Origin of the sequence: Pseudoxanthomonas sp. J35, from assembly GCF_000513995.1 — a bacterium.
Classification (GTDB): Bacteria; Pseudomonadota; Gammaproteobacteria; order Xanthomonadales; family Xanthomonadaceae; genus Pseudoxanthomonas.
In genome coordinates, this window is record NZ_AZVB01000001.1 from 1 (window position 1) to 26,146 (window position 26,146).

Here is a 26,146-nt window from a genome sequence, read left to right on the forward strand (position 1 = left end):
TGTGGAGCTTCAATAGGTTGTTTTGCCCGAGCGGCAGTCGGCTGATGGGCGGCCGGCCGCCGAGGGCGCTATGCGGGCGGTGGCAGTTGTAGTGGTGCAGCCAATCCTGCAAGGCGTGGCGGCGCTGGGCTGACGTCTGATAGGTCGCGGCATACGCCCACTCGCGCAAGGCCGTCTGGATGAAGCGCTCGGCCTTGCCGTTGGTCTGCGGTGTGTATGGCCGGGTGCGCAGGTGGCACACGCCCAGGCGCCGGCAGGCGGCCGCGAAAGCGCGGGACTGGTAGGCCGGCCCGTTGTCGGTCATCACCCGCTGCACGGTGACGCCGCATGCCCGGTAGTACGCCACGACCTGTTCCAGGAATGCGACCGCACTCTCCTTGCGCTCGTCCTCGGCCATCGTTACCAGCGACGTGCGCGAATGGTCGTCGATGGCGATATGGGCGAACTCCCAGCCGATGCCACGAACCCGATCCCGGCGATCGCCCGTCACCCGGTGGCCGGGGCGCTCGATCCGCCCCAGCTTCTTGATGTCGATGTGGACCAGCTCGCCGGGCGCCGCCCGCTCGTAGCGCACCGCCAGCGGCTGCGGCTCCAGTTCGCGCCAGCGGCTCAGGCCGGCCTGGCGCAGCACGCGGGAGACCGTCGCCGCCGACAGACCCGTCTGCTCGGCAATCAGGCGCCCGGTGCGGCGTTGTCGTCGCAGCGCTTCGATCTGCGCCCGCCGCTCGGCCGTGATGGCCTGCGGACTGTGGTGAGGCCGGCTGCTGCGATCAGCCAGGCCTTCGCCCTGGCAGAACCGGCGCCACCACTTGCGCACCGTGGTTTCCGACAGCCCCATCGCCTGCGCCACCTCGGCCACGCGCTGGCCTGACTGAAGGCGATGGACCAAGACCTCTCGACCCTTCGGGGTCAGACGCGCATTCTTGTGCATGGTTGTTCCCTTCGCGGATGGAAACTGGGTGTTTGGCGACATCAGCTTCCACCTCCGGTCAGAGGGGAACAACCTCTTGAAACATCACAGCTAGGGGCCGCCGCCGCGCTGCAGCCAGGAAGCCTGCGCGCGGCCGTGCGGCGCGGCGACCTCGCAGCGGTTGCGGCCGTTGCGCTTGGCCCGGTACAGCGCCTGGTCGGCCGCCTCCAGCAGCACCGCGTAGTCCGGGTGCCCCTGGAACTGGGCCACGCCGATCGACACCGTGATCCGCAGGTCGGCCAGGCCGCGTCCCAGCGTGAACGGCGTCTCCGCGATCCGCAGCCGGATCCGTTCGGCCACCTCGACCGCCCTGGCCAGCGGGGTCTCGACCAGCGCCACCACGAACTCCTCGCAGCCATAGCGGAACACGAAGTCGCTGCTGCGCGTGCACTGCAGGAGCATGTCGGCCACGTGGCGCAGCACCGCGTCGCCGGCCGCATGCCCGCCGTTGTCGTTGACCGACTTGAAGTGGTCCACGTCGATCATGAGCACGCTGAACGGCGCGCCCGTGCGTGCCGCTGCGCCGATTTCCCGGCCGACGATCGTCGACAGGAAGCGGCGGTTGAGCGTGCGCGTCAGCGGGTCGCGACCGCCTTCCATGTTCTCCAGGATGCCGAACATCCCGTCGACCAGGTAGCCGATGTCGCCCAGTGCGCTGTTGAGCTCATGCAGCACGTTGCCGGTGCCCGCCTCGCCGGGGCGCAGCGCCGGCAGCAGCGCGCCGTCGACACGGTCGATGAGCGCGTTGACCTTGGCCATCTTCGCCGAGCCCGCCGAACAGCAGGCTGCCCTTGTGGCGCAGCCACAGCCCGAAGCTCGAATCGGCCAGCCGCCCGCAGGAAGGCTGCAGCCCGCGGCAGATGTCGAACAGCAGGCGCTGGCCCCATTCCAGCAGCGCCGCACGCTGCGTTTCGCGCTCCAGCGCCATGTCCTGGGAAATCGTCATGGCCTGGTAGATGCCGACGTTCTCCGCCGCTTCCTGCATGTCGTCGCCGAAGGCGTGGCTCAGTACCTCCACCGCCAGGTCGACCATCACGTAGCAGTACTGCCGCACCGCCGCCGCGGGCGCCCCGTGCAGCTCCACCTCGCCGTCGGCCCGTCGCGCCAGTTCGCGCTTGAGCAGGCGCGCGCCATGCAGCACCGCGTGCACCGGCACCCGGATCCGCGCGTGCAGCTGGCCGACGCGGATCTGGTCGGCGACCAGCTTCTCCATGTCCGGCGCGTCGGCGGCGAACAGGTCCAGCAGCCAGCAACGCAGCGAGTGGCGCAGCCGGCTGTCGACCATCTCGCTGGAGATCAGTCCGCGGGAATCCGGATGCGCCAGCAACGCCGCGTAGAACACGTCCACGCAATGGCTTGCCGCTTCCTCGACCATGCGTGCCGCCGCCCGGCGGACCTTCGCGTCGACCCCGTCGATGAACCCCTTCCATTCCCCGGCCGTGGCCGCGTAGCCCGCATTGGCCTTTGCTCCGCTGGAGCGCACTTGCATTTCCATGACGTGATTCTATTCGCGGCCGTGCGCGCCGAGGAGACTTGCGCCGCGCTGGCGTCGTGCGCAGGCGGCGGATAAAGTCGAAGCATCCGCAGTCGCAACGCACGACCATGGCCGCCATCGACAGCTTCCCCGCCTTCCGCATCCACAACGACGACGCCGGCTACCGTTCCGGCATCGAGACGCTGGCGCTGGACCAGCTGTCTGCCGGCGAAGTCGTGATCAAGGCCGAATGGTCGTCCGTGAACTACAAGGACGCACTGGCCGGCACCGGCAAGGGCAAGATCCTGCGCCGCTTCCCGCTGGTCGGCGGCATCGACGTGGCCGGCCACGTGGTGGCCTCCACCGACCCGAAGTTCCGCGAAGGCGACCCGGTGCTGGTCACCGGCTGCGGCCTCAGCGAAACCCGCGACGGCGGCTACGCCGCCTATGCGCGACTGCCGGCCGAATGGGTGATCGCCCTGCCCCGCGGCCTGTCGCTGCGCGAATCGATGGTGCTGGGCACTGCCGGCTTCACCGCCGCGCTGGCCCTCTACCGCATGCGCGAGAACCGCCAGCGTCCGGAGCTGGGCCCACTGGCGGTGACCGGCGCCACCGGCGGCGTCGGCTCGATGGCCGTGGCGATCTTCAGCAAGGCCGGCTACGAAGTGCACGCGATCAGCGGCAAGGCAGACCAGGCCGGGTACCTCAAGTCGCTGGGCGCGACGGAAGTGCTCGGCCGCGAAGCGCTGGCCGCGAACCGGCCGCTGGAATCGGTGCGCTTCGGCGGCGGCCTGGACAATGTCGGCGGGCCGATGCTGGTCAGCCTGCTGGCGCAGACGGCGCCCTACGGCAACGTCGCCGCGGCCGGCCTGGCCGCGACCCCGTCGCTGGACGCGCTGACGGTGATGCCCTTCATCCTGCGCGGCGTGTCGCTGCTGGGCATCGGCTCGGCCGGCACCGCCCGCGACATCCGCGACGACATCTGGGCGCTGCTGGCCGGCGAATGGAAGCCGGCGATGCTGGACGCGATCTGCACCCGCGAAGCCACGCTGGAGGACCTGCCGGACGTGTTCGCCACCATGCTGGCCGGCGGCTCGCTGGGCCGCACGGTGGTGCGCCTGCCCTGACCCGGGCGGGCGTCGCCCCTCCGCCGAACGGGCGGGACGGCGCCGTTCCAGGCCTCTCCGCCCCGCCAGGAGGCCCCTGCGGGCCTGGCGCCAGCGTGCCGTTCACCCCGCGCCATCGCCCGCAGGTCCGCCCCGGCACCCCCTCCGCCCTGGGGAAGGCTTCCTGCGGCCGCATCCAGCGTCTACACTCCGGCGCGGGGAAAAAACACCGGGGACGCAGATGGCACGTATCCTGATCGTGGACGATTCGCCCTCCCAGCTGATCGGGATCCAGCGCATCGTGGAAAAGCTGGGTCACGAGACCCTGACCGCCGAGGACGGCGCCGCCGGCGTGGAACTGGCCAAGGCCGAGTTGCCCGACCTGATCCTGATGGACGTGGTGATGCCGAACCTCAACGGGTTCCAGGCCACCCGCCAGCTCAGCCGCGAAGCCAGCACCCGCGACATCCCGGTGGTCCTGGTGACCACCAAGGACCAGGACACCGACCGGATGTGGGGCATGCGCCAGGGCGCGCGCGCCTACCTGACCAAGCCGTTCGCCGAGGCCGACCTGCTCGACGTCATCGGCCGCCTGCTCGGCGGCGGTGGCGAGGCCCCGGCCGCGTCCGAGGCCTGAGCCGCCCTCAGTCGCCGAACGCGCGCGCCAGGTCGCGATAGGCCTGGCGTTGCGCCTCGCTGGCCGGCGCCGGCGCCTGCACTTCCAGTTCCACGATCTGGTCGCCCGGCGGATCGCCGGGCAGGCCGCGGCCGCGCAGGCGCAGCTTGCGCCCGGCATCCGAGCCGGCCGGGATCTTCAGCTCCACCGGCCCGCCCAGGGTGGGCACGCTGACCGTGGTGCCCAGCGCCGCCTGCCAGGCCGGCAGCGGCAGGGTGTAGAGGATGTTGCGCCCGTCCACCTCGAACTGCGGGTGGGCCTTGTACTCGATCTCCAGCAGCAGGTTGCCGCCGCCGGCACCCTGCCCGGCCAGGCGGATCGCCTGGCCGGCGCGGATGCCCTTGGGCACCTTCACGTCCAGCTGGCGCCCGTTGAGGTTGATGCGCACGCTGTCGCCGCGGTAGACCGCCTCCAGCGGCACCGACAGGCGCGCGCGGCTGTCCCCGCGCGGCTGCGGGCCTGCGCCGCGCTGGCGCGCGAACAGGCTCTCGAAGAAGTCGCTGAAGCCGCCGCCACCGCCGCGGCCGCCCAGGTCGCCGAAGATCTCGTCGAAGTCGAAACCGCCGCCGTCGAACCCGCCCGGCGGCGGGTGGAACTCCTGCCCCGGGCGGTAACCGCGCGCACGCAGCTGGTCGTAGGCGGCGCGCTTCTGCGGGTCGCGCAGCGCCTCGTAGGCCTCGCCGACCGCCTTGAAGCGTTCCTCGGCGTCCGGCTCCTTGCTCACGTCGGGGTGGTACTTGCGGGCCAGCCGGCGGTAGGCCGACTTGATCTCGGCCTCGCCGGCACTCGGCTCGACGCCGAGGATCGCGTAGTAATCCTTGAATTCCATCATTCACCCTGCGATGCCGCGCACGCGGACGTTGCGCGGGCCTGGAAACATGAAAGGCCCGTGACGCGGACGCCACGGGCCCATTCTATGCCTGCCGGAGTGAGCGTCCCGCCGATCGCATGCCGGTCGGCTGCGATCGGCGTCCCCCCGGACGGTGTGCGGCGCGGCGTTACTGCACCTGGATGCGGCGCGGGGTCGCCTGCGGGCGCTTGGGGATGTCGATGCGCAGCACGCCGTTGCGGCCGGTGGCGGTGATGCCGTCCGGATCGGCGCTGTCCGGCAGCGCGAAGCGGCGATGGAACGCACCCCAGGCACGCTCGCGGCGCGACCAGCCCTCGCCTTCGGTAGCGCTCTCGTCGGCGCGCTCGCCCTTGATGCTGAGGATGCCCTTGTCCATCTGCACCTCGATGTCCTTCGGATCCACGCCCGGGATGTCGGCGAAGATGACGAAGCGCTCGGCCTCCTCGCGGATGTCCACGCGCGGCGCCCACTGGCTGGTCACCACGTCGGACGGATCGGTCCCGGCGTCGCCGATGAGACGCTCGAACACCTGCCGGAACTCCTCCTGCAGGCTGCGGCCGGGGAAGCTGTTGTAACGGACGATAGCCATGCAATCCTCCTGTGTCGTCGGTCGTCGTGGCCGCGGCTGTGTCCCGCGGCGTTGCCCGGAAAATGGGTGCTGCCGTGCGCGGTTCAAGCACCGCACACCCCGCCGACACGCGCCTGCGGCTAGACTCCGTTCAGCCTCGGCGTCCCGCCGCGCCCCTTCCCCCGGAGTCCGTACATGACCATCCAGATCGGCGACCTCATCCCCGAAGTCGTGCTCAAGCGCATCCGCGACGGCGTGGAGAGCGTCGACACCCCGACCCTGTTCGGGGGCCGCAAGGTGCTGCTGTTCGCCGTGCCCGGCGCGTTCACCCCGACCTGCTCGGAGAAGCACCTGCCCGGCTTCATCAACCGCTTCGACGATTTCCGCAGCCGCGGCATCGACGTGGTGTGCATGGCGGTCAACGACCCGTTCGTGATGCAGGCCTGGGGCCGCACCCTGCAGGCGCCGGAAGGCCTGCAACTGGTTTCCGACGGCAATGCCGACCTGACCCGCGCCCTGGGCCTGGAGATGGATGCCAGCGGTTACGGCATGGGCCTGCGCGCGCGGCGCTTCGCGCTGTATGCCGAGGACGGCGTGGTCCGGCAGCTGTTCGTCGAGGCGCCAGGCGAGTTCAAGGTGTCTTCGGCCGACTACGTGCTCGAGCACCTGGGCTGAGCAGGCTCAGCCGGGAAACGCGCGTTCCAGCCATTCCGGCACCGGCAGGCCCTTGTCGCGCAGGAATCCGGGATTGAACAGCTTGGCCTGGTAGCGCGTGCCGGCATCGGCGATCACGGTGACGATGGTGTGGCCTGGGCCCAGCGCGCGGGCCATTCGCACCGCGCCGGCCACGTTCACCCCGCTGGAACCGCCGGCGTTGATGCCCTCTTCGTGCATCAGCGCATGCACCCACGGCACCGATTCGGTGTCCGGGATCGACCAGGCCAGGTCGACCGGCGCGCCTGCGAAGTTGGCGGTCACCCGGCTGGAGCCGATGCCTTCGCTGATCGAGCCGCCCTCGGCCTTCAGTTCGCCGGTGTTGATGTAGCTGGCCAGCGCCGATCCGGCCGGATCGGCCAGGGCGATGGTCACCGACGGCTTGAACAGCTTCAGCGCGCGCCCCACCCCGGCCAGCGTGCCGCCGGTGCCGGTGGCGCAGACGAAGCCGTCGACGCGGCCATCGGTCTGCTCCCAGATCTCCACGCCAGTGGTGGCCTCGTGGAAGTCGCGGTTGGCGGTGTTGTCGAACTGGTCGGCAAACCAGGCGCTGCCCGGATCGGCGGCGTTCATCGCCTCGGCCAGGCGCCGCGCCTGGTGGGCGTAGTGGTCGGGATTGGCGTACGGCACGGCCGGCACCAGCCGCACCTCGGCGCCGGTGACGCGCAGCGCGTCGATCTTCTCGCGGCTCTGCGTCTGCGGCATGGTGATGATGGTGCGGTAGCCACGGCTGGCGCCAATCAGCGCCAGGCCGATGCCGGTGTTGCCGGCGGTGCCCTCGACGATCGTGCCGCCCGGGCGCAGCGCGCCGCGGCGTTCGGCGTCCAGCAGCAGGCCCAGCGCGGTGCGGTCCTTGATCGAACCGCCGGGATTGGCCGATTCCAGCTTGGCGAGGATCTCGCAGCCGGTCTGTTCCGAGGCCTGGCGCAGGCGCAGCAGCGGCGTATGGCCGATCGCGGCGGCCAGGTCAGTGGCGATCACGGGATAGGCGGTCATCGCAGGCGCCGTGGCTTGGAGGGGCGTACAGGATAGCGGCGTGGCTTCCCGCGGCGCGCGGCCGGGTCAGCGGCCGGCGCCGGCGCGTACGAGCACGCCGCTGCCGCCATCGTCCACGCCGGCGACGCGGAACCGCACCTGCGCCCAGGCGCCGCTGCCGGCCAGCGCGGTCAGCACGTGTTCGCCGCGGCCGGCGCCGGCGTAGTCGTGCTCGAAGCCGGCCACGCCGTCGCCATGCGCCAGCGGGCGGCCGTCCAGCAGCCACTGCACCGGGCCGTTGGCGCCCAGCGCACGGACCCGCACGCGCAGGCCGCGTCCGCTCCCCGGCGCCGGCAGCAACGTCGCGCCGTCGGCGATGCCCTCGATGCGCAGAGCAGCGACCGCATCGCGCCCGTCCGGCGCGCAATCCGGCGCCAGCGGCGGCAGCTGCGCGGCACGGCGCTCGGCCGCCGACAGCCACGGCGACAGCAGCGCCGGCCAGTGCGCGATCTCCGCCGGCCGCGCGGCGTGCGGACGCGCGCAGTCCGCCGACAGCCGCAGGCCGGTATCGGCATCGACCAGGAAGCGTTCGCGGCCGGCGCTCCACAGGCGCGCGCCGCGCTCGGCCAGGGTCGGCGGCATTGCCCCGTCCAGGCGCCAGGCACGCAGGCGCCGCGCGCACAGCCCCGGCGGCGTGTCCCCGGCGGCCAGGCCCAGCGGCCAGCACGCGTCCACCGCGTCGACCGTCGCCGGCCGCGGCAGCGGATCGGTATCGCCACGCTCGCGCGGCAGGCTGTCGATGGTTTCCAGCAGCAGAGGCAGCGCGGTGATCGCGCCGTACTGGCCCGGCAGCGGCGTGCCGTCGGGCCGCCCGACCCAGACGCCGACGGTGTAGCGGCGCGTGCCGCCCACCGCCCAGGCATCGCGGAAGCCGTAGCTGGTGCCGGTCTTCCACGCCACCCGTGGCCGCGTGGCGGTATCGAAGGCCAGCGGCGGCTGGCCCGGCCGCGGGCTGGACTGCAGGATCTCGTGGACGATCCACGCCGCGCCCGGCGACAGCAGCCGGCGCTCGACCAGCGGCTGTTGCGGCGTGTAGCGCACCTGCGCGGCCAGGCCACCGCGCTGGAACGCGGCGAAGGCCCCGACCAGGTCCTCCAGGCGCACGCCGGTGCCGCCCAGGATCAGCGCCAGGTTCGGCTTCGCCCCGCGCGGGAAGCGCAGCGGCAGACCGGCATGGTCCAGGCGCGCGGTGAACCGCGCCGGGCCGATCCGGTCCAGCAGGTCCACCGCCGGCACGTTGAGCGACAGGCGTAGCGCGGTGGCCGCGCCGACCGGGCCGTTGAAGGCCTCGCCGAAGTTGCCCGGGCGGTAGCCGTCGAAATCCTGCGGCGCGTCGACCAGCAGGCTTTCCGAATGGATCAGGCCATCGTCCAGGGCCATGCCGTAGAGGAACGGCTTGAGCGTCGAGCCGGGCGAGCGCCAGGCGCGGACCATGTCAACGTGGCCCTGCCGTTCGCGGTCGCCGAACTCCACCGAACCGACGTAGGCGCGCGCCTGCATGTCGCGGTTGTCGACCACCAGCAACGCCGCCGAGGTACGCGGCGGCAGCGCGGCGAAGTAGCCGGCCACGCGTTCCTCCAGGGCGTGCTGCAGGTCGGCGTCGATGGTGGTGGCGATATGGCGCGCACGCGGCTGCTCCTGGCGCAGGCGCTGGGCCAGCAGCGCGGCATGCACCGGCACGCGCAGGGAACGGGCGACCACCGGCTCGATCCGCGCATCCTCCACGTCCTGCGCGCTCCACGTACCCAGCGTGCGCATCCGCTCCAGCACCTTGTCGCGCGCGGCGCGCGCCGCCCCGGCATGGCGGTCCGGCCGCAGCCGGCTCGGCGCCTGCGGCAGCACCGCCAGCAGCGCCGCCTCGGCATGCGACAGCCGCGACGCCGGCTTGCCCAGGTAGGCCCAGCTGGCCGCCTCCACACCTTCGATGGTGCCGCCGAACGGCGCGCGCTCGAGGTACAGCTGCAGGATCTGGTCCTTGGACAAGCGCGCCTCCAGCTGCAGCGCGCGCGCCATCTGCCGCAGCTTGCCCGACAGGCTGCGGGTATCGCCGCCCTCGAGGATGCGCGCCACCTGCATGGTCAGGGTCGAACCGCCGGAGACGATCCCGCCGCTGCGCAGCCATTGCCAGGCCGCGCGCGCCAGCGCCGCCGGGTTCACCCCCGGATGGTGGCGGAACCAGCGGTCCTCGTAGCCCAGCAGGGCCTGCAGGTACAGCGGCGACACCGATTCCGGCGTGGCCGGGTAGCGCCACACACCTTCCGCATCGGCGAACGCGCGCAGCGGGGTGCCGTCGGCGGCGGTGACCACCGTGGCGCTGCCGGAGGCGCGCGGCAGCGGCGGCGGGAAGGCCAGGTCGAGCACGAGCACCGCCAGCAGCACGGCCACCGTGCCCCAGCGCAGCCACGGCCATGCGTGGCGCATGACCCTGTGCGGTCCGCCCTTGCCTTCCTGCCTCATCGCCATCGCTTCGCTCGCATGCGGCCATTTGAAGCCATCCGCCGCACGCTTGGTAGAGCGGGGCTTGCCCCGCCTCCCCCATCGCTGCCATGGCGCGCCAATGCCCAAAAGGAAACGGGGCCTCGCGGCCCCGTCTCCATCCCCTGCAAAGCCTGCTGCTCAGCGCAGCCCGGTCTCGGCGCGGGCGATCACCATGCGCTGGATCTCCGAGGTGCCCTCGTAGATCTCGGTGATCTTGGCGTCGCGGAAGTAGCGCTCCAGCGGCATCTCCTTCGAGTAGCCCATGCCGCCGTGGATCTGCACCGCCTGGTGGGTGATCCACATCGCCGCCTCGGAGGCGGTCAGCTTGGCGATCGCGGCCTCGGCCGAGAACGGCTTGCCCTGGCCCTTCAGCCACGCCGCGCGCAGGGTCAGCAGCAGCGACGCGTCGAGCTTGCACTTCATGTCGGCGACCTTGGCCTGGGTCATCTGGAAGGTGCCGATCGGCGCGCCGAAGGCCTTGCGCTCGCGCACGTACTCCAGGGTCTTCTCGTAGGCGGCCCGGGCGATGCCGATGGCCTGCGAGGCGATGCCGATGCGGCCGGCGTCGAGCACGCCCATGGCGATCTTGAAGCCCTGGCCTTCCTCGCCGAGCACGTCTTCCGGGCCGACCACGTAGTCGGCGAACTCGATCTCGCAGGTGGCCGAGGCGCGGATGCCGAGCTTCGGCTCGGTCTTGCCGCGGTGGAAGCCCGGCTTGTCGGTGTCGATCATGAACGCGGTGATGCCGCGCGAACCCTTCTCCGGATCGCTCATCGCGAACAGGACGATGTACCTGGCCACCGGGCCGCTGGTGATCCAGCTCTTCTTGCCGTTGATGACGAAGCTGCCGTCGGCCTGCCTGACCGCGCGGCAACGCATGGCGGTGGCGTCGGAACCGGACTGCGGCTCGGTCAGTGCGAAGGCGCCGATCTCGCGGCCCTCGGCGATGGCGCGCACGTACTTCTGCTTCTGCTCCTCGGTGCCGAACTTGAGGATGCCGTTGCAGAACAGCGAGTTGTTGACCGACATGATCGTCGAGTGCGCGGCGTCGCCCGCGGCGATCTCGATCATCGCCAGTACGTAGCTGACCGGGTCCATGCCGGCGCCGCCGTACTCGGTCGGCACCTCGATGCCCATCAGGCCGTTCTCGCCCAGCAGCTGGATGTTGGCCAGCGGGAACTCGCCGGTCTGGTCATGGTGCTCGGCACTCGGCGCGATCACGTCCTGGGCGATGCGGCGCGCCGCGTCCTGCAGCATCAGTTGTTCTTCGGTAAAGCTGAAATCCACGGGGCGACCCCTCTCCGGTCTGGCGATGCTTCCCATTGTAACCACCTCGCCATTCGGCGGCGTATGCCGCTTGACCGCCGACGGGGCCCGGGCAACAATTATCGCTATATCGCGATAGGAAGATATTTATGGATCTGGAGGACTGGTCGGTCCGGCTGAAGGTCTTTGCCGATGCCACCCGGGTGCGCCTGCTGGCGCTGCTGGAGCTGGAGGAGCTGACCGTGGCCGAATTGTCCTCGATCACCCGCCTGGCACAACCGCGCGTCTCCACCCACCTGGCCAAGCTCAAGGAAGCCGGCCTGGTGCGCGACCGCCGCGCCGGCGTGTCCGCCTACTACCGCTTCGACGAGGCCGCGCTGGACCCGGCCCAGCGCGCCCTGTGGCAGGCGCTGAGCACCGGCAGCGACGATCCGCTGCTGCGCCAGGACGCCGAGCGCCTGCCCACCGTGCTGGCCGCCCGCGCCGCGGACCAGAACTGGGCCGACAGCGTCGCCGGCGACATGGAACGCCACTATTCCCCCGGCCGCACCTGGGAAGCGCTGGCGCGCAGCGCGCTGCCGCTGCTGCATACCGGCGATGTGCTGGACATCGCCTCCGGCGACGGCGTGCTGGCCGAACTGCTGGCCCCGCATTCGCATCGCTACGTCTGCATCGACACCAGCGCGCGCGTGGTCGCTGCCGCCAGCGAGCGCCTGCGCAGGCTCGAGAACGTCGAGGTCCGCGAGGGCGACATGCACGCCCTGCCCTTCCGCGACGGCAGCTTCGACCTGGTCGTGCTGATGCACGCGCTGACCTATTCGACCAGGCCGGCGCAGGCCGTGTCCGAGGCGGCGCGCGTGCTGCGCAAGGGCGGCCGCCTGCTGCTGAGCAGCCTGGCCCGGCACGAGCACAAGGCGGTGGTGGAGACCTACGGCCACGTCAACCTCGGCTTCGCCGCCAAGGAACTGCGCAGGTTCGCGGACAAGGCCGGGCTGGCGGTGACCAGCCTGGAGACGGTGACCCGCGAGCGCCGGCCACCGCATTTCGAAGTGATCTCGCTGATCGCGCAGAAGCCCTGAGTACCAACCATGACCCGCCCCCTCCCCTGGCTGCATCCCGAACGCGTCGCCCTGCTCGAGCGCGGCCTGCGCGAACGCATCCTGGTCATCGACGGGGCCATGGGCACCATGATCCAGCGCCAGGGCCTGGCCGAGGCCGACTACCGCGGCGAGCGCTTCGCCGAAGGCTACGACGCCCGCCACCACGCGGCCCACGAAGGCCACGGCCCGCAGTGCGGGCACGACCTCAAGGGCAACAACGACCTGCTGCTGCTCACCCGGCCCGGGGTGATCGCCGGGATCCATGCGGCCTACCTCGAGGCCGGCGCGGACTTCGTCGAGACCAACACCTTCAACGCCACCTCGGTCAGCCAGGCCGACTACCACCTCGAGCACCTGGTCTACGAGCTCAACCGGGCCGGGGCGCGCGTCGCCCGCGAGGCCTGCGATGCCGCCGAGGCACGCACGCCGGGCCAACCGCGCTTCGTGATCGGCGTGCTCGGCCCGACCAGCCGCACCGCCTCGATCAGCCCCGACGTCAACGACCCCGGCTTCCGCAACACCAGCTTCGACGAGCTGCGCGCGACCTACCGCGAGGCGGTCGAAGGCCTCATCGACGGCGGCGCCGACACGATCATGGTCGAGACCATCTTCGACACGCTCAACGCCAAGGCCGCGCTGTTCGCCATCGAAGAAGTGTTCGACGCCCGCGGCGCGCGCCTGCCAGTGATGATCTCCGGCACGATCACCGACGCCTCCGGCCGCACCCTGTCCGGGCAGACCGCCGAAGCCTTCCACACCTCGCTCGCGCACGCGCGGCCGCTGTCGATCGGCCTGAACTGCGCGCTCGGCGCGCGCGAGCTGCGCCCGCACGTGGAAGCGCTGGCCGGCGTCTCGCCGTTCCACGTCAGCGCCCACCCCAACGCCGGCCTGCCCAACGCCTTCGGCGGCTACGACGAGACCCCGGAGGAAATGGCCGCCACCCTGCGCGAGTTCGCCGAAGCCGGCCTGCTCAACCTGGTCGGCGGCTGCTGCGGCACCACCCCGGACCACATCCGCGCCATCGCCGAAGCGGTGCGCGGGCTGCCGCCGAGGATCCCGGTGGGCGCACTGGAGCAGGCGGCATGAGCGAGGCGCCCCGCTACACCCGGCTGTCCGGCCTGGAACCGCTGGTCATCACCCCCGAACTGCTGTTCGTCAACATCGGCGAGCGCACCAACGTCACCGGCAGCGCCCAGTTCCGCAAGCTGATCAAGGAGCAGCGCTACGCCGAGGCGGTGGAGGTGGCGCGCCAGCAGGTCGACAACGGCGCGCAGATCCTCGACGTGAACATGGACGAGGGCCTGATCGACTCGGAGAAGGCGATGACCAGGTTCCTCAACCTGATCGCCGCCGAGCCGGACATCGCCCGCATCCCGGTGATGGTCGACAGCTCGAAGTGGGAGGTGATCGAGGCCGGCCTGAAGTGCCTGCAGGGCAAGGGCGTGGTCAACTCGATCTCGCTCAAGGAAGGCAAGGACGTGTTCGTCGAGCACGCGCGCAAGATCCTGCGCTACGGCGCGGCCGCGGTGGTGATGGCCTTCGACGAGCAGGGCCAGGCCGACACCTGCGCGCGCAAGGTCGAGATCTGCACCCGCGCCTACCGCATCCTGGTCGACGAGGTCGGCTTCCCGCCGGAAGACATCATCTTCGACCCGAACATCTTCGCCATCGCCACCGGCATCGAGGAGCACGACAACTACGCGGTGGACTTCATCGAGGCCACCCGGATCATCCGCCAGACCCTGCCGCACTGCCACGTCTCCGGCGGCGTGTCGAACGTGTCGTTCTCCTTCCGCGGCAACGAGACCGTGCGCGGGGCGATCCACTCGGTGTTCCTGTACCACGCCATCCGCGCCGGCATGGACATGGGCATCGTCAACGCCGGCGCGCTGCCGGTCTACGACGAGCTGGACCCGGAACTGCGCGAGCGCGTGGAGGACGTGGTCCTCAACCGCCGCCGCGACGCCACCGAGCGCCTGCTGGAGATCGCCGAGCGCTACAAGGGGAAGAAGGGCGAGAAGAAGGCCGAGGACCTGGCCTGGCGGCAGAAGCCCGTCAGCGAGCGCCTGGCCCACGCCCTGGTCCACGGCATCGACGCCTTCGTCGAAGAGGACACCGAGGAGGCCCGCCAGCAGGCCGCGCGGCCGCTGGACGTGATCGAAGGCCCGCTGATGGATGGCATGAACGTGGTCGGCGACCTGTTCGGCGCCGGCAAGATGTTCCTGCCGCAGGTGGTCAAGTCCGCGCGCGTGATGAAGAAGGCGGTGGCCTACCTGCTGCCGTTCATCGAGGCGGAGAAGCTGCGCACCGGCGACGCCGGCAGGAACAACGGCCGCATCGTCATGGCCACGGTCAAGGGCGACGTGCACGACATCGGCAAGAACATCGTCGGCGTGGTCCTGGCCTGCAACAACTTCGAGGTCATCGACCTGGGGGTGATGGTGCCGGCGCAGAAGATCCTCGACACCGCGCGCGAGGTGAACGCCGACCTGATCGGCCTGTCCGGCCTGATCACCCCGTCGCTGGAGGAAATGAGCCACGTGGCGCGCGAACTGCAGCGCCAGGGTTTCCGCACGCCGCTGATGATCGGCGGGGCCACCACCTCGCGCGCGCATACCGCGCTGAAGATCGACCCGCACTACAAGGCGCCCACCGTCTGGGTGAAGGATGCCTCGCGCGCGGTGGGCGTGGCCCAGTCGCTGGTCAGCCCGGAGCTGCGCGATCGTTTCGTCGCCGCCAACGACGCCGACTACGCCGAGATCCGCGCCCGCCACGCCAACCGCGGCGACGCCAGGCGCCTGGTGTCGCTGGACAAGGCCCGCGGCCAGCGTTTCGACGGCGGCTGGGACAGGTACGTGCCGCCGGCGCCGAACCGGCCGGGCGTGCACGCCTTCGACTGGCCGCTGGGAGACCTGCTGCCGGTGATCGACTGGACGCCGTTCTTCCAGGCCTGGGAACTCGTCGGCAAGTACCCGGCGATCCTCCAGGACGAAGTGGTCGGCCAGCAGGCCAGCGAACTGTACCGCGACGCGCAGGCGATGCTGCGGCGGATCGTCGACGAGCGCTGGCTGGCGGCGCGCGCGGTCTACGGCCTGTGGCCGGCGAACAGCCGCGGCGACGACGTGGTCCTGCAACACGCCGATGGCCAGGCCACCCTGCACTTCCTGCGCCAGCAGGTCGACAAGCCGGTGGAGCGCCCGGACTTCTGCCTGGCCGACTTCATCGCCCCGGAAGGCCGCGGCGTGCAGGACTGGATCGGCGCCTTCGCCGTCACCGCCGGCATCGGCATCGACGGACACGTGGCCCGCTTCGAGGCCGCGCACGACGACTACAACGCGATCCTGCTCAAGTCGCTGGCCGACCGCCTGGCCGAGGCGCTGGCCGAACGCCTGCACCAGCGCGTGCGCACCGGGTTCTGGGGCTACGCGCCGGACGAAGCGCTGGACAACGAGGCGCTGATCGCCGAGCGCTACCGCGGCATCCGCCCCGCGCCCGGCTACCCGGCGTGCCCGGACCACAGCGAGAAGGCCACCCTGTTCCGCCTGCTCGACGCCGAGGCCAACGCCGGCATGTCGCTGACCGAGAGCTTCGCCATGCTGCCGACCGCGGCAGTCTCGGGCTACTACTTCAGCCACCCGGGCAGCCAGTACTTCGTGGTCGGCCGCGTCGGCAAGGACCAGGCGACCGACTACGCGAAGCGCAAGGGCGTGCCGCTGGCGCAGGTCGAGCGCTGGCTGGCGTCGAACCTGGACTATGACCCCGAGTAACCGCCCGCGACGGATGCCATCGGGCTCCACCGCGGGCATCGCGGGAGCCGTGCGGTGAGGGTGCTGGTCACCGGCAGTGCCGGCCGCGTCGGCCGCGCGATCCATGTCGCGCTGGCCCGCGCCGGGCACGAGGTGACCGGCATCGATACCACGCCTTCCTCGACCAGCGACCACGTCGGCGATCTCACCGATCCGGGGGGGCTCGGCCGCGCCCTGGCCGGCATCGAGGCGGTCGTGCATACCGCCGCGCTGCACGCACCGCACGTGCCGTACTTCCCCGAGGCGGCGTTCCGGCGGATCAACGTCGACGGCACGCGCCGCCTGCTCGATACCGCCACCGGCGCCGGCGTGCAGCGCATCGTGTTCACCAGCACCACCGCGCTGTACGGGGCCGCGGCCACGCCGCCCGGGCGCGCCGGCTGGGTCGACGAGGCGCTGGAGCCGCAGCCGCAGACCATCTACCACCGCACCAAGCTGGAAGCGGAGGAACTGCTCGCCGAGGCCGCGGCGCAGGGTGGGCCGCCGCTGCGCATCCTGCGCATGTCGCGCTGTTTCCCGGAACCGGTGCAGGTCATGGCCGCGTTCCGCCTGCACCGCGGCATCGACGTGCGCGACGTGGCCGCGGCGCACCTGGCCGCGCTCGGCCACGAAGGCCCGGCCGTGGCCCGCTTCGTGGTTTCCGGTGCGACTCCGTTCGAGCGCGAGGACGCCGCCGCGCTGCTGGCGGATGCGCCGGCGGTGCTGGCCCGGCGCGCGCCGGCGTTCCTGTCGGCGCTGGCCTTGCGTGGCTGGCTGCCGCCGTCCTCGATCGACCGGGTCTACGACCCCGGCCTGGCGATGCGCACCCTGGGCTGGCGCCCGCGCTTCGGCTTTGACGAGGTCCTCGCCCAGTACGACGCCGGCGTTCCCGAAGTCCTGCCCTGGCGCGAGGCGCCGCCGGTTCCGCGCGACTGAGCCGGGTGGCCCGGGGGGTCGCGGGCCTGGCTCCGGAACCCTGCCCCGCGTGCCGGGCCGCCTGCCCGGTACCGCGGGGCCGCCATCGGCCGGAACCGGGCCGCCGCCGGGCGGCCCCTGCCGCCATCCCGGTGCCTCCGCCTACAATGGCGGCTTCTTTCACCGGAAACCTTTCGATGCAGCCTGATACCGTCCGCGCCGTCGTCACCGGTGGCGTTTCCGGCCTGGGCCTGGCCGTGGCCCGCAGGATCGTCGCCGATGGCGGCAAGGTCGCCCTGCTCGACGTCAACGACGCCAAGGGCGCCGAAGCCGTCGCCCTGCTCGGCGAGGCCAATGCCTGCTACTTCCGCACCGACGTCACCGACGAGGCCGGCGTCGCCGCCAGCCTCGAGGCCGCCCGCCGGTTCCTTGGCGGGCTCAACGTGGCGGTGAACTGCGCCGGCATCCTCGGCGCCGGGCGTGTGCTCGGCAAGGAAGGTCCGATGCCGCTGGACGGCTTCGCCCGCACGGTGATGGTCAACCTGGTCGGCAGCTTCAACGTCGCCAAGGCCGCCGCGTCGCTGATGCAGCACAACGCACCGGGGGAGGACGGCGAGCGCGGCGTGATCGTCAACACCGCCTCGGTCGCCGCCTACGAGGGCCAGATCGGCCAGGCGGCGTACTCGGCCTCGAAGGGCGGCGTGGTCGGCATGACCCTGCCGATGGCGCGCGAACTGGCCCGTTTCGGCATCCGCGTCATGACCGTGGCCCCGGGCGTGTTCTGGACGCCGATGGTCGACGGCATGCCCGAGTCGGTGCAGCAGTCGCTGGCGGCGACCATCCCGTTCCCGGCGCGCCTGGGCCAGCCGGACGAGTTCGCCGACACCGTCGCCTTCATCCTGCGCACCCGCTACCTCAACGGCGAGACCATCCGCCTCGACGGCGCGACGAGGCTGGCGCCGAAGTAAGCCGTGATTGGCAATTCGTGATTGGTGATTGGAAGAAGCAACAACAGCGCCCCTCCAGACCCGTCGCGGATCCCCAGTCACCCGCATCGAATCACTATCTACCAATCACGAATCACGGATTCCCCATGAAAGCCAGCGAAATCAAGAAGGGCAACGTCGTCGAGTACAACAACGGCGTCTACCAGATCCGCGACATCGAGCGCAGCTCGCCGCAGGGCCGCGGCGGCAACGTCCGCTTCCGCTTCATCATGTACTCCGTGCCCGGCGGCACCAAGCTGGACGCCAGCTTCGACGCCGACGACAGCCTGACCGAGGTCGAGCTGCTGCGCCGCCAGGCCACCTTCTCGTACAAGGACGGCGACGCGTTCGTGTTCCTGGACGACGAGGACTACACCCCCTACACCCTCGATCCGGACGCGATCGGCGACGCCGCCGGCTACATCACCGACGGCCTGAGCGGCTGCTACGTGCAGATCATCGACGAGCAGCCGGTGGCCGTGCAGCTGCCGCAGCACGTGACCCTGGAAGTGGTCGACACCCCGCCGGAACTGAAGGGCGGCACCGCGACCAAGCGCCCGAAGCCCGCCAAGCTCAACACCGGCATCGAGATCATGGTCCCGGAGTACATCACCAACGGCGAGAAGATCCTGGTCAACACCACCACCGGCGAGTTCGGCGGCCGCGCCGACTGACCGCCGGCCGCGCGTCGCAGCCCGGCCCGGGTGGCGCAGCGCACCCGGGTCCGATGCGCGACGCGCCACCCGTGCCCGCCGCAACGGCGGGCACGCCCGTCTATGGCGCCGGCCAGCCCGTAGCCCGGGTAAGCGAAGCGCACCCGGGACCAGGATCCAGATGCGGCACCTGTGTGCCTGTCACGACGGCTCCCCGGCCAGCTCGCGCAGCCGCTCCCCCAGCAGTTCGAGGTTGCGCTCGGCGCCTTCCAGCGCCGCACGCCGTTGCGGCGACAGCAGCCCGCGCACGCCCGCTTCCAGCGCCTGCGCCTGCAGCTCGCGCGCCGCCGCATCGGCTGCCGCACGCCGCGCCAGCACCTCGCGTTCCTCCGCCTGCGGCAGGCCGTAACCGGGCACGCCGTCCAGCCACGAAGCCGGCCGGCTGAAGGCTCCGCCCAGGCGCAGGAATTCGCGCAGCGTCTCCGCCATTTCCGCCGCTCCCGCCAGCGCCTGCGGCCCGGCGAGCCAGCGCCGCTTGAGCTCGTCGCGCGCCAGCGCTTCCTGCCTGCGCACGGCCGCCGATTCCAGCACCAGCAAAGCCGCCGCGGCGCGCAGGCCGGCGCGTGGCAGCACCGCGCGACGCGCCGCCGGATCCAGCTCCAGCCAGGCCGCGGCGTCGGCCTGCGGCGTGCCCAGCTCCTCGCGCACCACCGCGTACATCCCGTCGTATGCCGCATTCGCCGGGGCGAAGGAGTAGCCCAGGCGCACCTGCTCCTGCGCATCCGCCGGGATATCCGCCTCGTCCGTCGCACCCGCCCGGCGCAGCCGCGCCAGCAACCCGTTCGGGGTGATGCTTTCCAGCTCCATCGCGGCCAGCCGCGGTACGGCGTCGTGCAGCAGCTTCCAGGTTTCCACCGCGCAATTGTTGCCGATGAAGAAGTAGCGCCCGTCGTAGTTCCAGTGCAGCTGCGCCGCACGCGTGGCCAGCGCCTCGATCTCGTCGCGCTGCAGGTCCAGCGGCACCGAGCGCAGGCCGCGCAGTTCCACCCTGGTGTACTCGTCGACCACCTGCCCCAGCGGCAGGGCGAACAGCCGTGACGGGTAGGAGCCGGTCAGGCCGCGCCAGCTGGAGATCTGCACGTCGTCGACGAAGGCGCGGAACGACAGGACCAGGTGGTGCTGCAGGTCCAGCCGGCAGTCCGGTCCGCGCGGCCGTCCCGGCGCGCACACCACCAGCCGCAGCATGCTGTGGCCCCAGCGGCTCATCGGCCGGTCGTTGCCTTCGGCCAGCAGGTAGTCGACGGCATGGATGCGCTCCGGTTCCACCAGCTCCGGCCCGGCACCGCCGCGCACCGCGTCGCGCACGAACGGCAGGCCCGGCGCGCAGGCCTCACGCGCCGTGGCGGCCCCGAAGTGCGCGTCGAAGTAGGCGGCCAGCGCCGGGCGCCGGCAGGCGTAGCCCGGGTCGAGCAGGTAGTGCTCGAGGTTCACCGCCACGTATTCGCGCGGCGACCGGAGTTCGTAGGGATCGGGGCTGCGGTCGCGGAAGTCATTGCGCCCGAGGCGGCCAGGAGGCAGCGGCGCGACCTGCCAGCCGGCCAGGTCGAGCAGCCGCGGATCGCGCGACAGCCCGCCGGCGCGGCTGCGGTCGTAGAGGTGGGCCAGTTCGTGGATCGCCGCGGCCAGCACGGCGCGCGTGGCCGGATCGGCGGCATCCGCCGCATCGGGCCGCGCCAGCCAGGCCTGGAGCAGGTCGCGGCGCAGGCCGATGCGCCCGTTCCGGGCGCGGCCGTGCACGCCCGCGGGCAGGTCGTCGCGCCAGGCGAACGCGACCGGGCGGCCCAGCGCCTCCGCCCAGGTCGGAGGCAGGCGCGCGACCACCTCGTCGAGCAGCTGCCGCGTGGCCGCCGCTTCCCCCGGCGGCATGCCCTCTTCCAGGCGGAACTGCAGGGCGGCGGCGTGCGCGGCCGGGACCGCGGCCCCGGCCAGCGCCAGCGCGGCGGCCAGGCACCGCCAGCGACGCATGGTTGGCGCGCTCAGTCCTGCGCGAGGATGCGGCGCGCCAGCGCCAGGTCGCTGGCGCGGGCGGCGGCGGGGTCGCGCTCGCGTATCACCCGCAGCGCCGCCTCCAGCCGGGCGCTGCGCAGGCGGCCATCGCTGGCGACGAAACCGGCGGCGTCCTCGCGGGCCTCGCGCACCAGCTTGTCGTCGCCCGACGTGCTGCCGGAGGAAGCCGAGGAACCGGCCGAGGACGCGCCGGCCGAAGTTCCGGCGAAGCTGGCGGCCAGGGCGTGGGAAGCGGCGATGCCGAGCAGGACCAGGGTGGCGGTGAGCAGGTAGTGCTTCATCGTTCTGCAGGCGGATGGGCCGCGGCGCGGCGGAAGCCCAAGACTAACCGGAGCCGCCGCGCGTTTCCGCGCACTCAGTCGAAAAGCTTGCCCGGATTCAGGATCCCGTTGGGATCGAAGACCTGCCTGACCCCGCGCATCAGGGCGATCTCCGCCTCGCTGCGGGTGCTGCCCAGGTACGGCTTCTTGACCAGGCCGATGCCGTGTTCGGCGGAGATGCTGCCGCCATGCTTCTGCAGGGCCTGCGCCAGCAGCCTGGTCACGTGCTCGCACTGGGCGACGAAATCCGCGTCGGTGGTGTCGTCGGGCTTGAGCACGTTGATGTGCAGGTTGCCGTCGCCGATGTGGCCGAACCAGACCACCTCGAAGTGCGGGTAGGCCTCGCCGAGCAGCGCCTGGGTTTCGGCCAGGAACGCCGGCATCGCCGAGATCCGCACCGACACGTCGTTCTTGTACGGCTTGTACCTGGCCACCGCCTCGGTGATGCCCTCGCGCAGGCGCCAGATCTGCTGCGCCTGGGCCTCCGACTGGCTGATCACGCCGTCGGCCACCCAGCCCTGCTCCATGCAGTGCTCGAACGCGGCCATCGCCGCCGCCTCGGTGGCTTCATCGTTGCTGGCGAACTCGGTGACCACGTAGAAGGGGTACTCGTCCTCCAGCGGCTTCTGCGCGCCGTGCGCCAGCACGTGGCGCAACGCGCGGTCGGTGAAGAACTCGAACGCCTCCAGGCGCAGGCGGCCGCGGAACCCGGCGAACACCTGCATCAGCACCTCGAACGAGGGCAGCGCCAGCAGCATGACGTTGGTCGGCGGCGGCGGGTCGGTCAGGCGCAGGGTCGCCTCGACGATGATGCCCAGGGTGCCTTCCGAGCCGATCATCAGCTGGCGGAAATCGTAGCCGCTGGAATTCTTCAGCAGGCCGCGGTTGAGCCGCAGCACCTCGCCGGCGCCGGTGACCACGGTCAGGCCGGCGATCCATTCGCGGGTATTGCCGTAGCGGATCACGCGGATGCCGCCGGCATTGGTGGCGATGTTGCCGCCGATCGAGCACGACCCGCGCGCGGCGAAGTCCACCGGATACACCAGGCCGTGCTCGGCCGCGGCGTTGTGCACGGCCTCCAGCGGCATGCCCGCCTGCACGGTCAGGATGCGGTCGACCGGGTCGAATTCCAGCACCTTGTTCATCCGCTCCAGGCTCAGCACCAGCTCGCCGTTGGCGGCCACCGCGCCGCCGGACAGGCCGGTGCGGCCCCCGGACGGGACGATCGCGACCTTGTGGCGGTTGGCCCAGCGGACCACGGCCTGCACCTCCTCCAGCGAGCCCGGCAGGGCGATCGCCAGCGGCGCCGGGGTCCAGCGCCGGGTCCAGTCGCGGCCGTAGTGCTCGAGGTCGGCCGGGTCGGTCTTCAGGCGCAGGTCGGGCGCCGACTGCTGCAGGTCGGCGAGGCGGGGATCGGTCATGGGAGCGGCAGGACGGGACGTGCGGGAGCCTGCAAGCGTGCCAGTCCCGGGCCGGTCGCGTCCAGCGCGCCGGCGGCCGTGCCGCTGGCGGGGCCCGCCGCGGCCAAACGCCTGTTTCAGCGGCAACTTTCGCCTGCGCGGGTCGTTGCGCGGGCGCCCGCCGCTGTTGCGCGAAACGGCATGATGCGCTGCGGAAAACGGTGGACGCTTCTGGCATAGTTGTGGGCTCCCCGCCCCAGTTTCCCGGAAGCCGCGCGCATGTCGCCCAAGAAGACCTCCTTCCCGAAATCGGACATCCGCGTACTGCTGCTGGAGGGCGTCAGCCAGACCGCGGTGGAGACCTTCCGGGCGGCCGGCTACAGCCAGATCGAGTTCCACGAGAAGTCGCTGCCGGAGGACGAGCTGAAGGCGCGCATCGCCGAGGCCCACATCGTCGGCATCCGCTCGCGCACTCACCTGAGCGCCGACGTGCTGGCCGAGGCCAAGCGCCTGATCGCGGTGGGCTGCTTCTGCATCGGCACCAACCAGGTCGACCTGGAGACCGCCGAGCTGGCCGGCATCCCGGTGTTCAACGCGCCCTACTCCAATACCCGCTCGGTGGCCGAGCTGGTGGTCGCGCAGGCGGTGATGCTGATGCGCGGCATCCCGCAGAAGAACGCCGAATGCCACCGCGGCGGCTGGTCCAAGTCCGCCGCCGGCAGCCACGAGGCGCGCGGCAAGACCCTGGGCATCGTCGGCTACGGCCATATCGGCACCCAGGTCGGCGTGCTCGCCGAGGCGCTGGGCATGAACGTGGTCTTCCACGACATCGAGACCAAGCTGTCGCTGGGCAACGCGCGCGCCGCGCAGAGCCTGGAGGACCTGCTGGCGCACGCGGACGTGGTCACCCTGCACGTGCCGGAGACCCCGGCCACGAAGAACATGTTCGGCGCGACGCAGATCGCGGCGATGAAGCGCGGCGCGCACCTGATCAACGCCTCGCGCGGCACCGTGGTCGACATCGACGCGCTGGCCGCGGCGCTGGAATCGGGCCACCTCGGCGGCGCCGCGGTGGACGTGTTCCCGGTCGAACCGAAGGGCAACAACGATCCCTTCGTCTCGCCGCTGACCCGCTTCGACAACGTGATCCTGACCCCGCACATCGGCGGCAGCACGCTGGAGGCGCAGGAGAACATCGGCGTGGAGGTGGCGGCCAAGCTGGTCCGCTACAGCGACAACGGCAGCACCCTGTCGGCGGTGAACTTCCCCGAGGTCACCCTGCCCGAGCACGAGGGCAGCCTGCGCCTGCTGCACATCCACCGCAACGTGCCGGGCGTGCTGTCGAAGATCAACGAGATCTTCAGCCGCCATGCGCTCAACATCGACGGCCAGTTCCTGCGCACCGACCCGAAGGTCGGCTACGTGGTGATCGACGTGGCCGCCAACGAGGCCCAGGGCGCGCTGCTGCGCGAGGAACTGGCGGCGATCCCGGGCACGCTGCGCACCCGCGTCCTGTACTGACGGCCGCTCAGGGCGCGGCGGATCGCCGCGCCAGCCATTTGCCGGCCAGCCGCCGCATCGAGTCGTCGTCCGACGTGGCGTGGATCGTGGCGACCTCGCGCCAGGCCAGGTCGTACGATTCCTCGCTGACCACGAAGCGCTCGTCCGCGCCGGCGCGGACCACGTAGCGCGCGTCGTAATGCCAGTGGCCCGGGACATCGCCGCGCTGCGGGATCCAGTGCCGGTCCAGGTCGAACAGCTCGCCGTCCTCCAGGTGCAACCCCGGCACGCCGGTTTCCTCCTGCGCCTCGCGCAGCGCCACCTGCGCCAGGTCGACGTCGCCGTCGGCATGCCCGCCCGGCTGCAGCCAGCGGTCCAGCTTGCGGTGGTGGGTCAGCAGCGCGCGCCCGCCGTCGGCGCTGACCACCCAGGCCGAGCCGGTGAAGTGGCCCTCCAGGCGCGCGCGCAGGAACGGGTCTTGCGGATCGTCCAGCAGGGCGGCGAAGGCGTCGACGGTGGCGGCTTCCCCGGGATGGCGCCGGCGGTAGTCGAGCAGTTGCCGGCGGAAATCGCTGAAACGCATCGCGTCCTTCCATGAATGGGCGCGCCCGCCAACCGCCGGGGCAGGCGCCGTTGCGGGAATGCCGCGGCACAGCTTGTGGTCCTCATGCCCCTTTGGCAAGGTACGGCGCTTGAGCTGCGCGCCGGTGGCGTATGCGGCATACCAGACCACAGCCATCCGGACGGCGGCAACAGGGGAACACTACGCAATGTCCAAGGGACTTTTCATCGTCAAACCGGTCGAACCGGCCGGGCATGTCGATGCGGGCGAACCGTTCGAGGGCAGCCTGCATGGGGAATCGGAACTCAAGCGCACGCTGACCGCACGCCACCTGGTGCTGCTGGGCATCGGCGCGGTGATCGGCGCCGGCATCTTCGTGCTCACCGGCCAGGCCGCGGCCAACCACGCCGGCCCGGCGATCATGCTCAGCTTCGTCCTGGCCGGCTTCGCCTGCGCGATGGCGGGCCTGTGCTACGCCGAGTTCGCCTCGATGATGCCGGTTTCCGGCAGCGCCTATTCGTATTCGTACGCGACCCTGGGCGAGGCGGTGGCCTGGTTCATCGGCTGGTGCCTGGTGCTCGAGTACCTGTTCGCGTCATCCACCGTCGCGGTGGGCTGGTCCGGCTACCTGGTCAGCTTCCTGACTTCGACGCTGGGCCTGCCCTTCCCCGCCGAACTGGCCTCGGCGCCGCTGACCTGGAGCGAGGGCCGCTTCGTCGCCACCGAGGGCATCATCAACCTGCCGGCGGTGCTGATCGTCGCCGCGGTCAGCGGCCTGTGCTACGTCGGCATCACCCAGTCGGCCTTCGTCAACGCGATCATCGTCGCCATCAAGGTGGTGGTCATCGCCGCCTTCCTCGGCTTCGGCATCCAGTACGTGGATCCGTCCAACTGGACCCCGTTCATCCCCGAGAACACCGGCCCGGGCCAGTTCGGCCTGGAAGGCGTGTACCGCGCCGCCACCATCGTGTTCTTCGCCTACATCGGCTTCGACGCGGTATCCACCGCCGCCGGCGAGGCCAAGAACCCGCAGCGCGACATGCCGATCGGCATCCTCGGCTCGCTGGCGGTGTGCACCGTCATCTACATCGCCGTGTGCGCGGTGCTGACCGGCATGACCCACTACTCGCTGCTGGGCACCGCCAAGCCGGTGGCCACCGCGCTGGAGGAAGTGCTCAAGGCCGACCCGGGCGCCAGCGTGGGCTGGCTGAAGACCGCCGTGGAGATCGGCGCGATCGCCGGCCTGTCCTCGGTGATCCTGGTAATGCTGATGGCGCAGCCGCGCATCTTCTACTCGATGTCGCGCGACGGCCTGCTGCCGAAGCTGTTCGGCAAGGTCCACCCGAAGTTCCAGACCCCGTACGTGGGCACGATCATCGTCGGCGTGCTGGCCTGCATGCTGGCCGGCTTCATGCCGCTGAGCGTGCTGGGCGAGCTGGTCTCGATGGGCACCCTGCTGGCCTTCGCCACGGTGTGCGTCGGCGTGTTCGTGCTGCGCTTCACCCGCGCCGACCTGCCCCGCCCGTTCCGCGTGCCGATGTTCTGGCTGATCTGCCCGCTCGGCCTGGTCGCCTGCCTGTTCCTGTTCCTGCAGTCGTTCATGGAGCACTGGAAGATCTTCGTGGGCTGGACCGTGCTCGGCCAGGTCATCTACTTCGCCTACGGCTACCGCCACAGCAAGCTGCGCAAGGCCGGCTGACCACGATCCGCACGCGGCCGGC

General features: G+C 71.3%; 23 protein-coding genes. 11 read left to right on the forward strand and 12 right to left on the reverse strand.

Going from position 1 to position 26,146, the window contains the following annotated elements; translation table 11 throughout:
* The 3 genes from PSEJ35_RS0100005 to PSEJ35_RS16500 all read right to left on the reverse strand — a co-directional run.
* Positions 1–931 (reverse strand): IS481 family transposase (locus PSEJ35_RS0100005; RefSeq protein WP_028915974.1); only part of this gene is annotated, 931 nt, incomplete at its 3' end.
* Between the two features lie 90 nt (positions 932–1,021).
* Positions 1,022–1,729, reverse strand: coding sequence for a GGDEF domain-containing protein (locus PSEJ35_RS16495; RefSeq protein ID WP_051412376.1), 708 nt, complete (start codon positions 1,727–1,729; stop codon positions 1,022–1,024).
* Entirely contained in the window at positions 1,635–2,465 is an 831-nt protein-coding gene (locus tag PSEJ35_RS16500) for a protoglobin domain-containing protein (RefSeq protein WP_051412377.1), read from the reverse strand. The genes PSEJ35_RS16495 and PSEJ35_RS16500 overlap by 95 nt, the downstream gene beginning before the upstream one ends.
* A 107-nt stretch (positions 2,466–2,572) precedes the next feature.
* Between PSEJ35_RS16500 and PSEJ35_RS0100015 the strand changes: the two genes are divergently transcribed.
* Positions 2,573–3,571: a YhdH/YhfP family quinone oxidoreductase gene (locus tag PSEJ35_RS0100015; protein WP_028915975.1), complete on the forward strand. Its 999-nt coding sequence runs from the start codon at positions 2,573–2,575 to the stop codon at positions 3,569–3,571.
* 220 nt (positions 3,572–3,791) lie between these two features.
* Positions 3,792–4,187 carry a twitching motility response regulator PilH gene (pilH, locus tag PSEJ35_RS0100020; protein ID WP_028915976.1) on the forward strand — a complete coding sequence of 132 codons (396 nt, stop codon included), beginning with the start codon at positions 3,792–3,794 and terminating at the stop codon, positions 4,185–4,187.
* 7 nt (positions 4,188–4,194) lie between these two features.
* Here pilH and PSEJ35_RS0100025 read toward each other — a convergent pair whose 3' ends face one another.
* Positions 4,195–5,055 (reverse strand): DnaJ C-terminal domain-containing protein, encoded by an 861-nt coding sequence (locus PSEJ35_RS0100025; protein ID WP_028915977.1) that lies wholly within the window; start codon positions 5,053–5,055, stop codon positions 4,195–4,197.
* Between the two features lie 169 nt (positions 5,056–5,224).
* Positions 5,225–5,665 carry an Hsp20/alpha crystallin family protein gene (locus PSEJ35_RS0100030; RefSeq protein ID WP_028915978.1) on the reverse strand — a complete coding sequence of 147 codons (441 nt, stop codon included), beginning with the start codon at positions 5,663–5,665 and terminating at the stop codon, positions 5,225–5,227.
* 174 nt (positions 5,666–5,839) lie between these two features.
* Here PSEJ35_RS0100030 and PSEJ35_RS0100035 point away from each other — a divergent pair, with 174 nt between their 5' ends.
* Positions 5,840–6,319 (forward strand): peroxiredoxin, encoded by a 480-nt coding sequence (locus PSEJ35_RS0100035; protein WP_028915979.1) that lies wholly within the window; start codon positions 5,840–5,842, stop codon positions 6,317–6,319.
* A 6-nt stretch (positions 6,320–6,325) separates the two neighbouring features.
* On the opposite strand, the gene PSEJ35_RS0100040 is transcribed toward PSEJ35_RS0100035, so the two are convergent.
* The 3 genes from PSEJ35_RS0100040 to PSEJ35_RS0100050 form a co-directional block, all read right to left on the reverse strand.
* Positions 6,326–7,354, reverse strand: coding sequence for a cysteine synthase A (locus tag PSEJ35_RS0100040; protein WP_028915980.1), 1,029 nt, complete (start codon positions 7,352–7,354; stop codon positions 6,326–6,328).
* Between the two features lie 66 nt (positions 7,355–7,420).
* On the reverse strand, positions 7,421–9,814 hold the full coding sequence (gene pbpC / locus PSEJ35_RS0100045) for a penicillin-binding protein 1C (RefSeq protein WP_232207548.1): 2,394 nt from the start codon (positions 9,812–9,814) through the stop codon (positions 7,421–7,423).
* Positions 9,815–10,009: 195 nt separating this feature from the next.
* Entirely contained in the window at positions 10,010–11,158 is a 1,149-nt protein-coding gene (locus PSEJ35_RS0100050; RefSeq protein WP_037081915.1) for an acyl-CoA dehydrogenase family protein, read from the reverse strand.
* A gap of 128 nt (positions 11,159–11,286) precedes the next feature.
* On the opposite strand from PSEJ35_RS0100050, the gene PSEJ35_RS0100055 reads away from it, so the two are divergent.
* The 6 genes from PSEJ35_RS0100055 (at position 11,287) to yeiP (ending at position 18,597) form a co-directional block, all read left to right on the forward strand.
* Complete coding sequence (locus PSEJ35_RS0100055; RefSeq protein ID WP_028915983.1) at positions 11,287–12,216, forward strand: metalloregulator ArsR/SmtB family transcription factor; 930 nt, start codon at positions 11,287–11,289, stop codon at positions 12,214–12,216.
* A 9-nt stretch (positions 12,217–12,225) separates the two neighbouring features.
* Complete coding sequence (locus tag PSEJ35_RS0100060; RefSeq protein ID WP_028915984.1) at positions 12,226–13,323, forward strand: homocysteine S-methyltransferase family protein; 1,098 nt, start codon at positions 12,226–12,228, stop codon at positions 13,321–13,323.
* Positions 13,320–16,004: a methionine synthase gene (gene metH / locus PSEJ35_RS0100065; protein WP_028915985.1), complete on the forward strand. Its 2,685-nt coding sequence runs from the start codon at positions 13,320–13,322 to the stop codon at positions 16,002–16,004. The genes PSEJ35_RS0100060 and metH overlap by 4 nt, the downstream gene beginning before the upstream one ends.
* A gap of 54 nt (positions 16,005–16,058) precedes the next feature.
* Positions 16,059–16,958: an NAD(P)-dependent oxidoreductase gene (locus PSEJ35_RS0100070; RefSeq protein WP_028915986.1), complete on the forward strand. Its 900-nt coding sequence runs from the start codon at positions 16,059–16,061 to the stop codon at positions 16,956–16,958.
* A 176-nt stretch (positions 16,959–17,134) separates the two neighbouring features.
* Positions 17,135–17,905 carry an SDR family NAD(P)-dependent oxidoreductase gene (locus PSEJ35_RS0100075; protein ID WP_028915987.1) on the forward strand — a complete coding sequence of 257 codons (771 nt, stop codon included), beginning with the start codon at positions 17,135–17,137 and terminating at the stop codon, positions 17,903–17,905.
* Between the two features lie 125 nt (positions 17,906–18,030).
* Positions 18,031–18,597, forward strand: a complete 567-nt coding sequence (yeiP, locus tag PSEJ35_RS0100080) for an elongation factor P-like protein YeiP (RefSeq protein ID WP_028915988.1) — start codon at positions 18,031–18,033, stop codon at positions 18,595–18,597.
* 180 nt (positions 18,598–18,777) lie between these two features.
* On the opposite strand, the gene PSEJ35_RS17795 is transcribed toward yeiP, so the two are convergent.
* From PSEJ35_RS17795 to PSEJ35_RS0100100, 3 genes are all read right to left on the reverse strand, one after another.
* A complete protein-coding gene (locus tag PSEJ35_RS17795; RefSeq protein ID WP_028915989.1) occupies positions 18,778–20,601 on the reverse strand; it encodes a DUF4105 domain-containing protein in 1,824 nt (607 codons plus the stop codon).
* Positions 20,602–20,612: 11 nt separating this feature from the next.
* Complete coding sequence (locus tag PSEJ35_RS0100095; protein WP_028915990.1) at positions 20,613–20,924, reverse strand: DUF2388 domain-containing protein; 312 nt, start codon at positions 20,922–20,924, stop codon at positions 20,613–20,615.
* 74 nt (positions 20,925–20,998) lie between these two features.
* Positions 20,999–22,384, reverse strand: a complete 1,386-nt coding sequence (locus tag PSEJ35_RS0100100) for an FAD-binding oxidoreductase (RefSeq protein WP_028915991.1) — start codon at positions 22,382–22,384, stop codon at positions 20,999–21,001.
* 258 nt (positions 22,385–22,642) lie between these two features.
* On the opposite strand from PSEJ35_RS0100100, the gene serA reads away from it, so the two are divergent.
* A complete protein-coding gene (gene serA, locus PSEJ35_RS0100105) occupies positions 22,643–23,884 on the forward strand; it encodes a phosphoglycerate dehydrogenase (RefSeq protein ID WP_028915992.1) in 1,242 nt (413 codons plus the stop codon).
* A 7-nt stretch (positions 23,885–23,891) separates the two neighbouring features.
* Here serA and PSEJ35_RS0100110 read toward each other — a convergent pair whose 3' ends face one another.
* Entirely contained in the window at positions 23,892–24,446 is a 555-nt protein-coding gene (locus PSEJ35_RS0100110; RefSeq protein WP_028915993.1) for an NUDIX hydrolase, read from the reverse strand.
* Positions 24,447–24,633: 187 nt separating this feature from the next.
* Here PSEJ35_RS0100110 and PSEJ35_RS0100115 point away from each other — a divergent pair, with 187 nt between their 5' ends.
* Entirely contained in the window at positions 24,634–26,124 is a 1,491-nt protein-coding gene (locus PSEJ35_RS0100115) for an amino acid permease (protein WP_037081917.1), read from the forward strand.
* Positions 26,125–26,146: the final 22 nt, after the last annotated feature.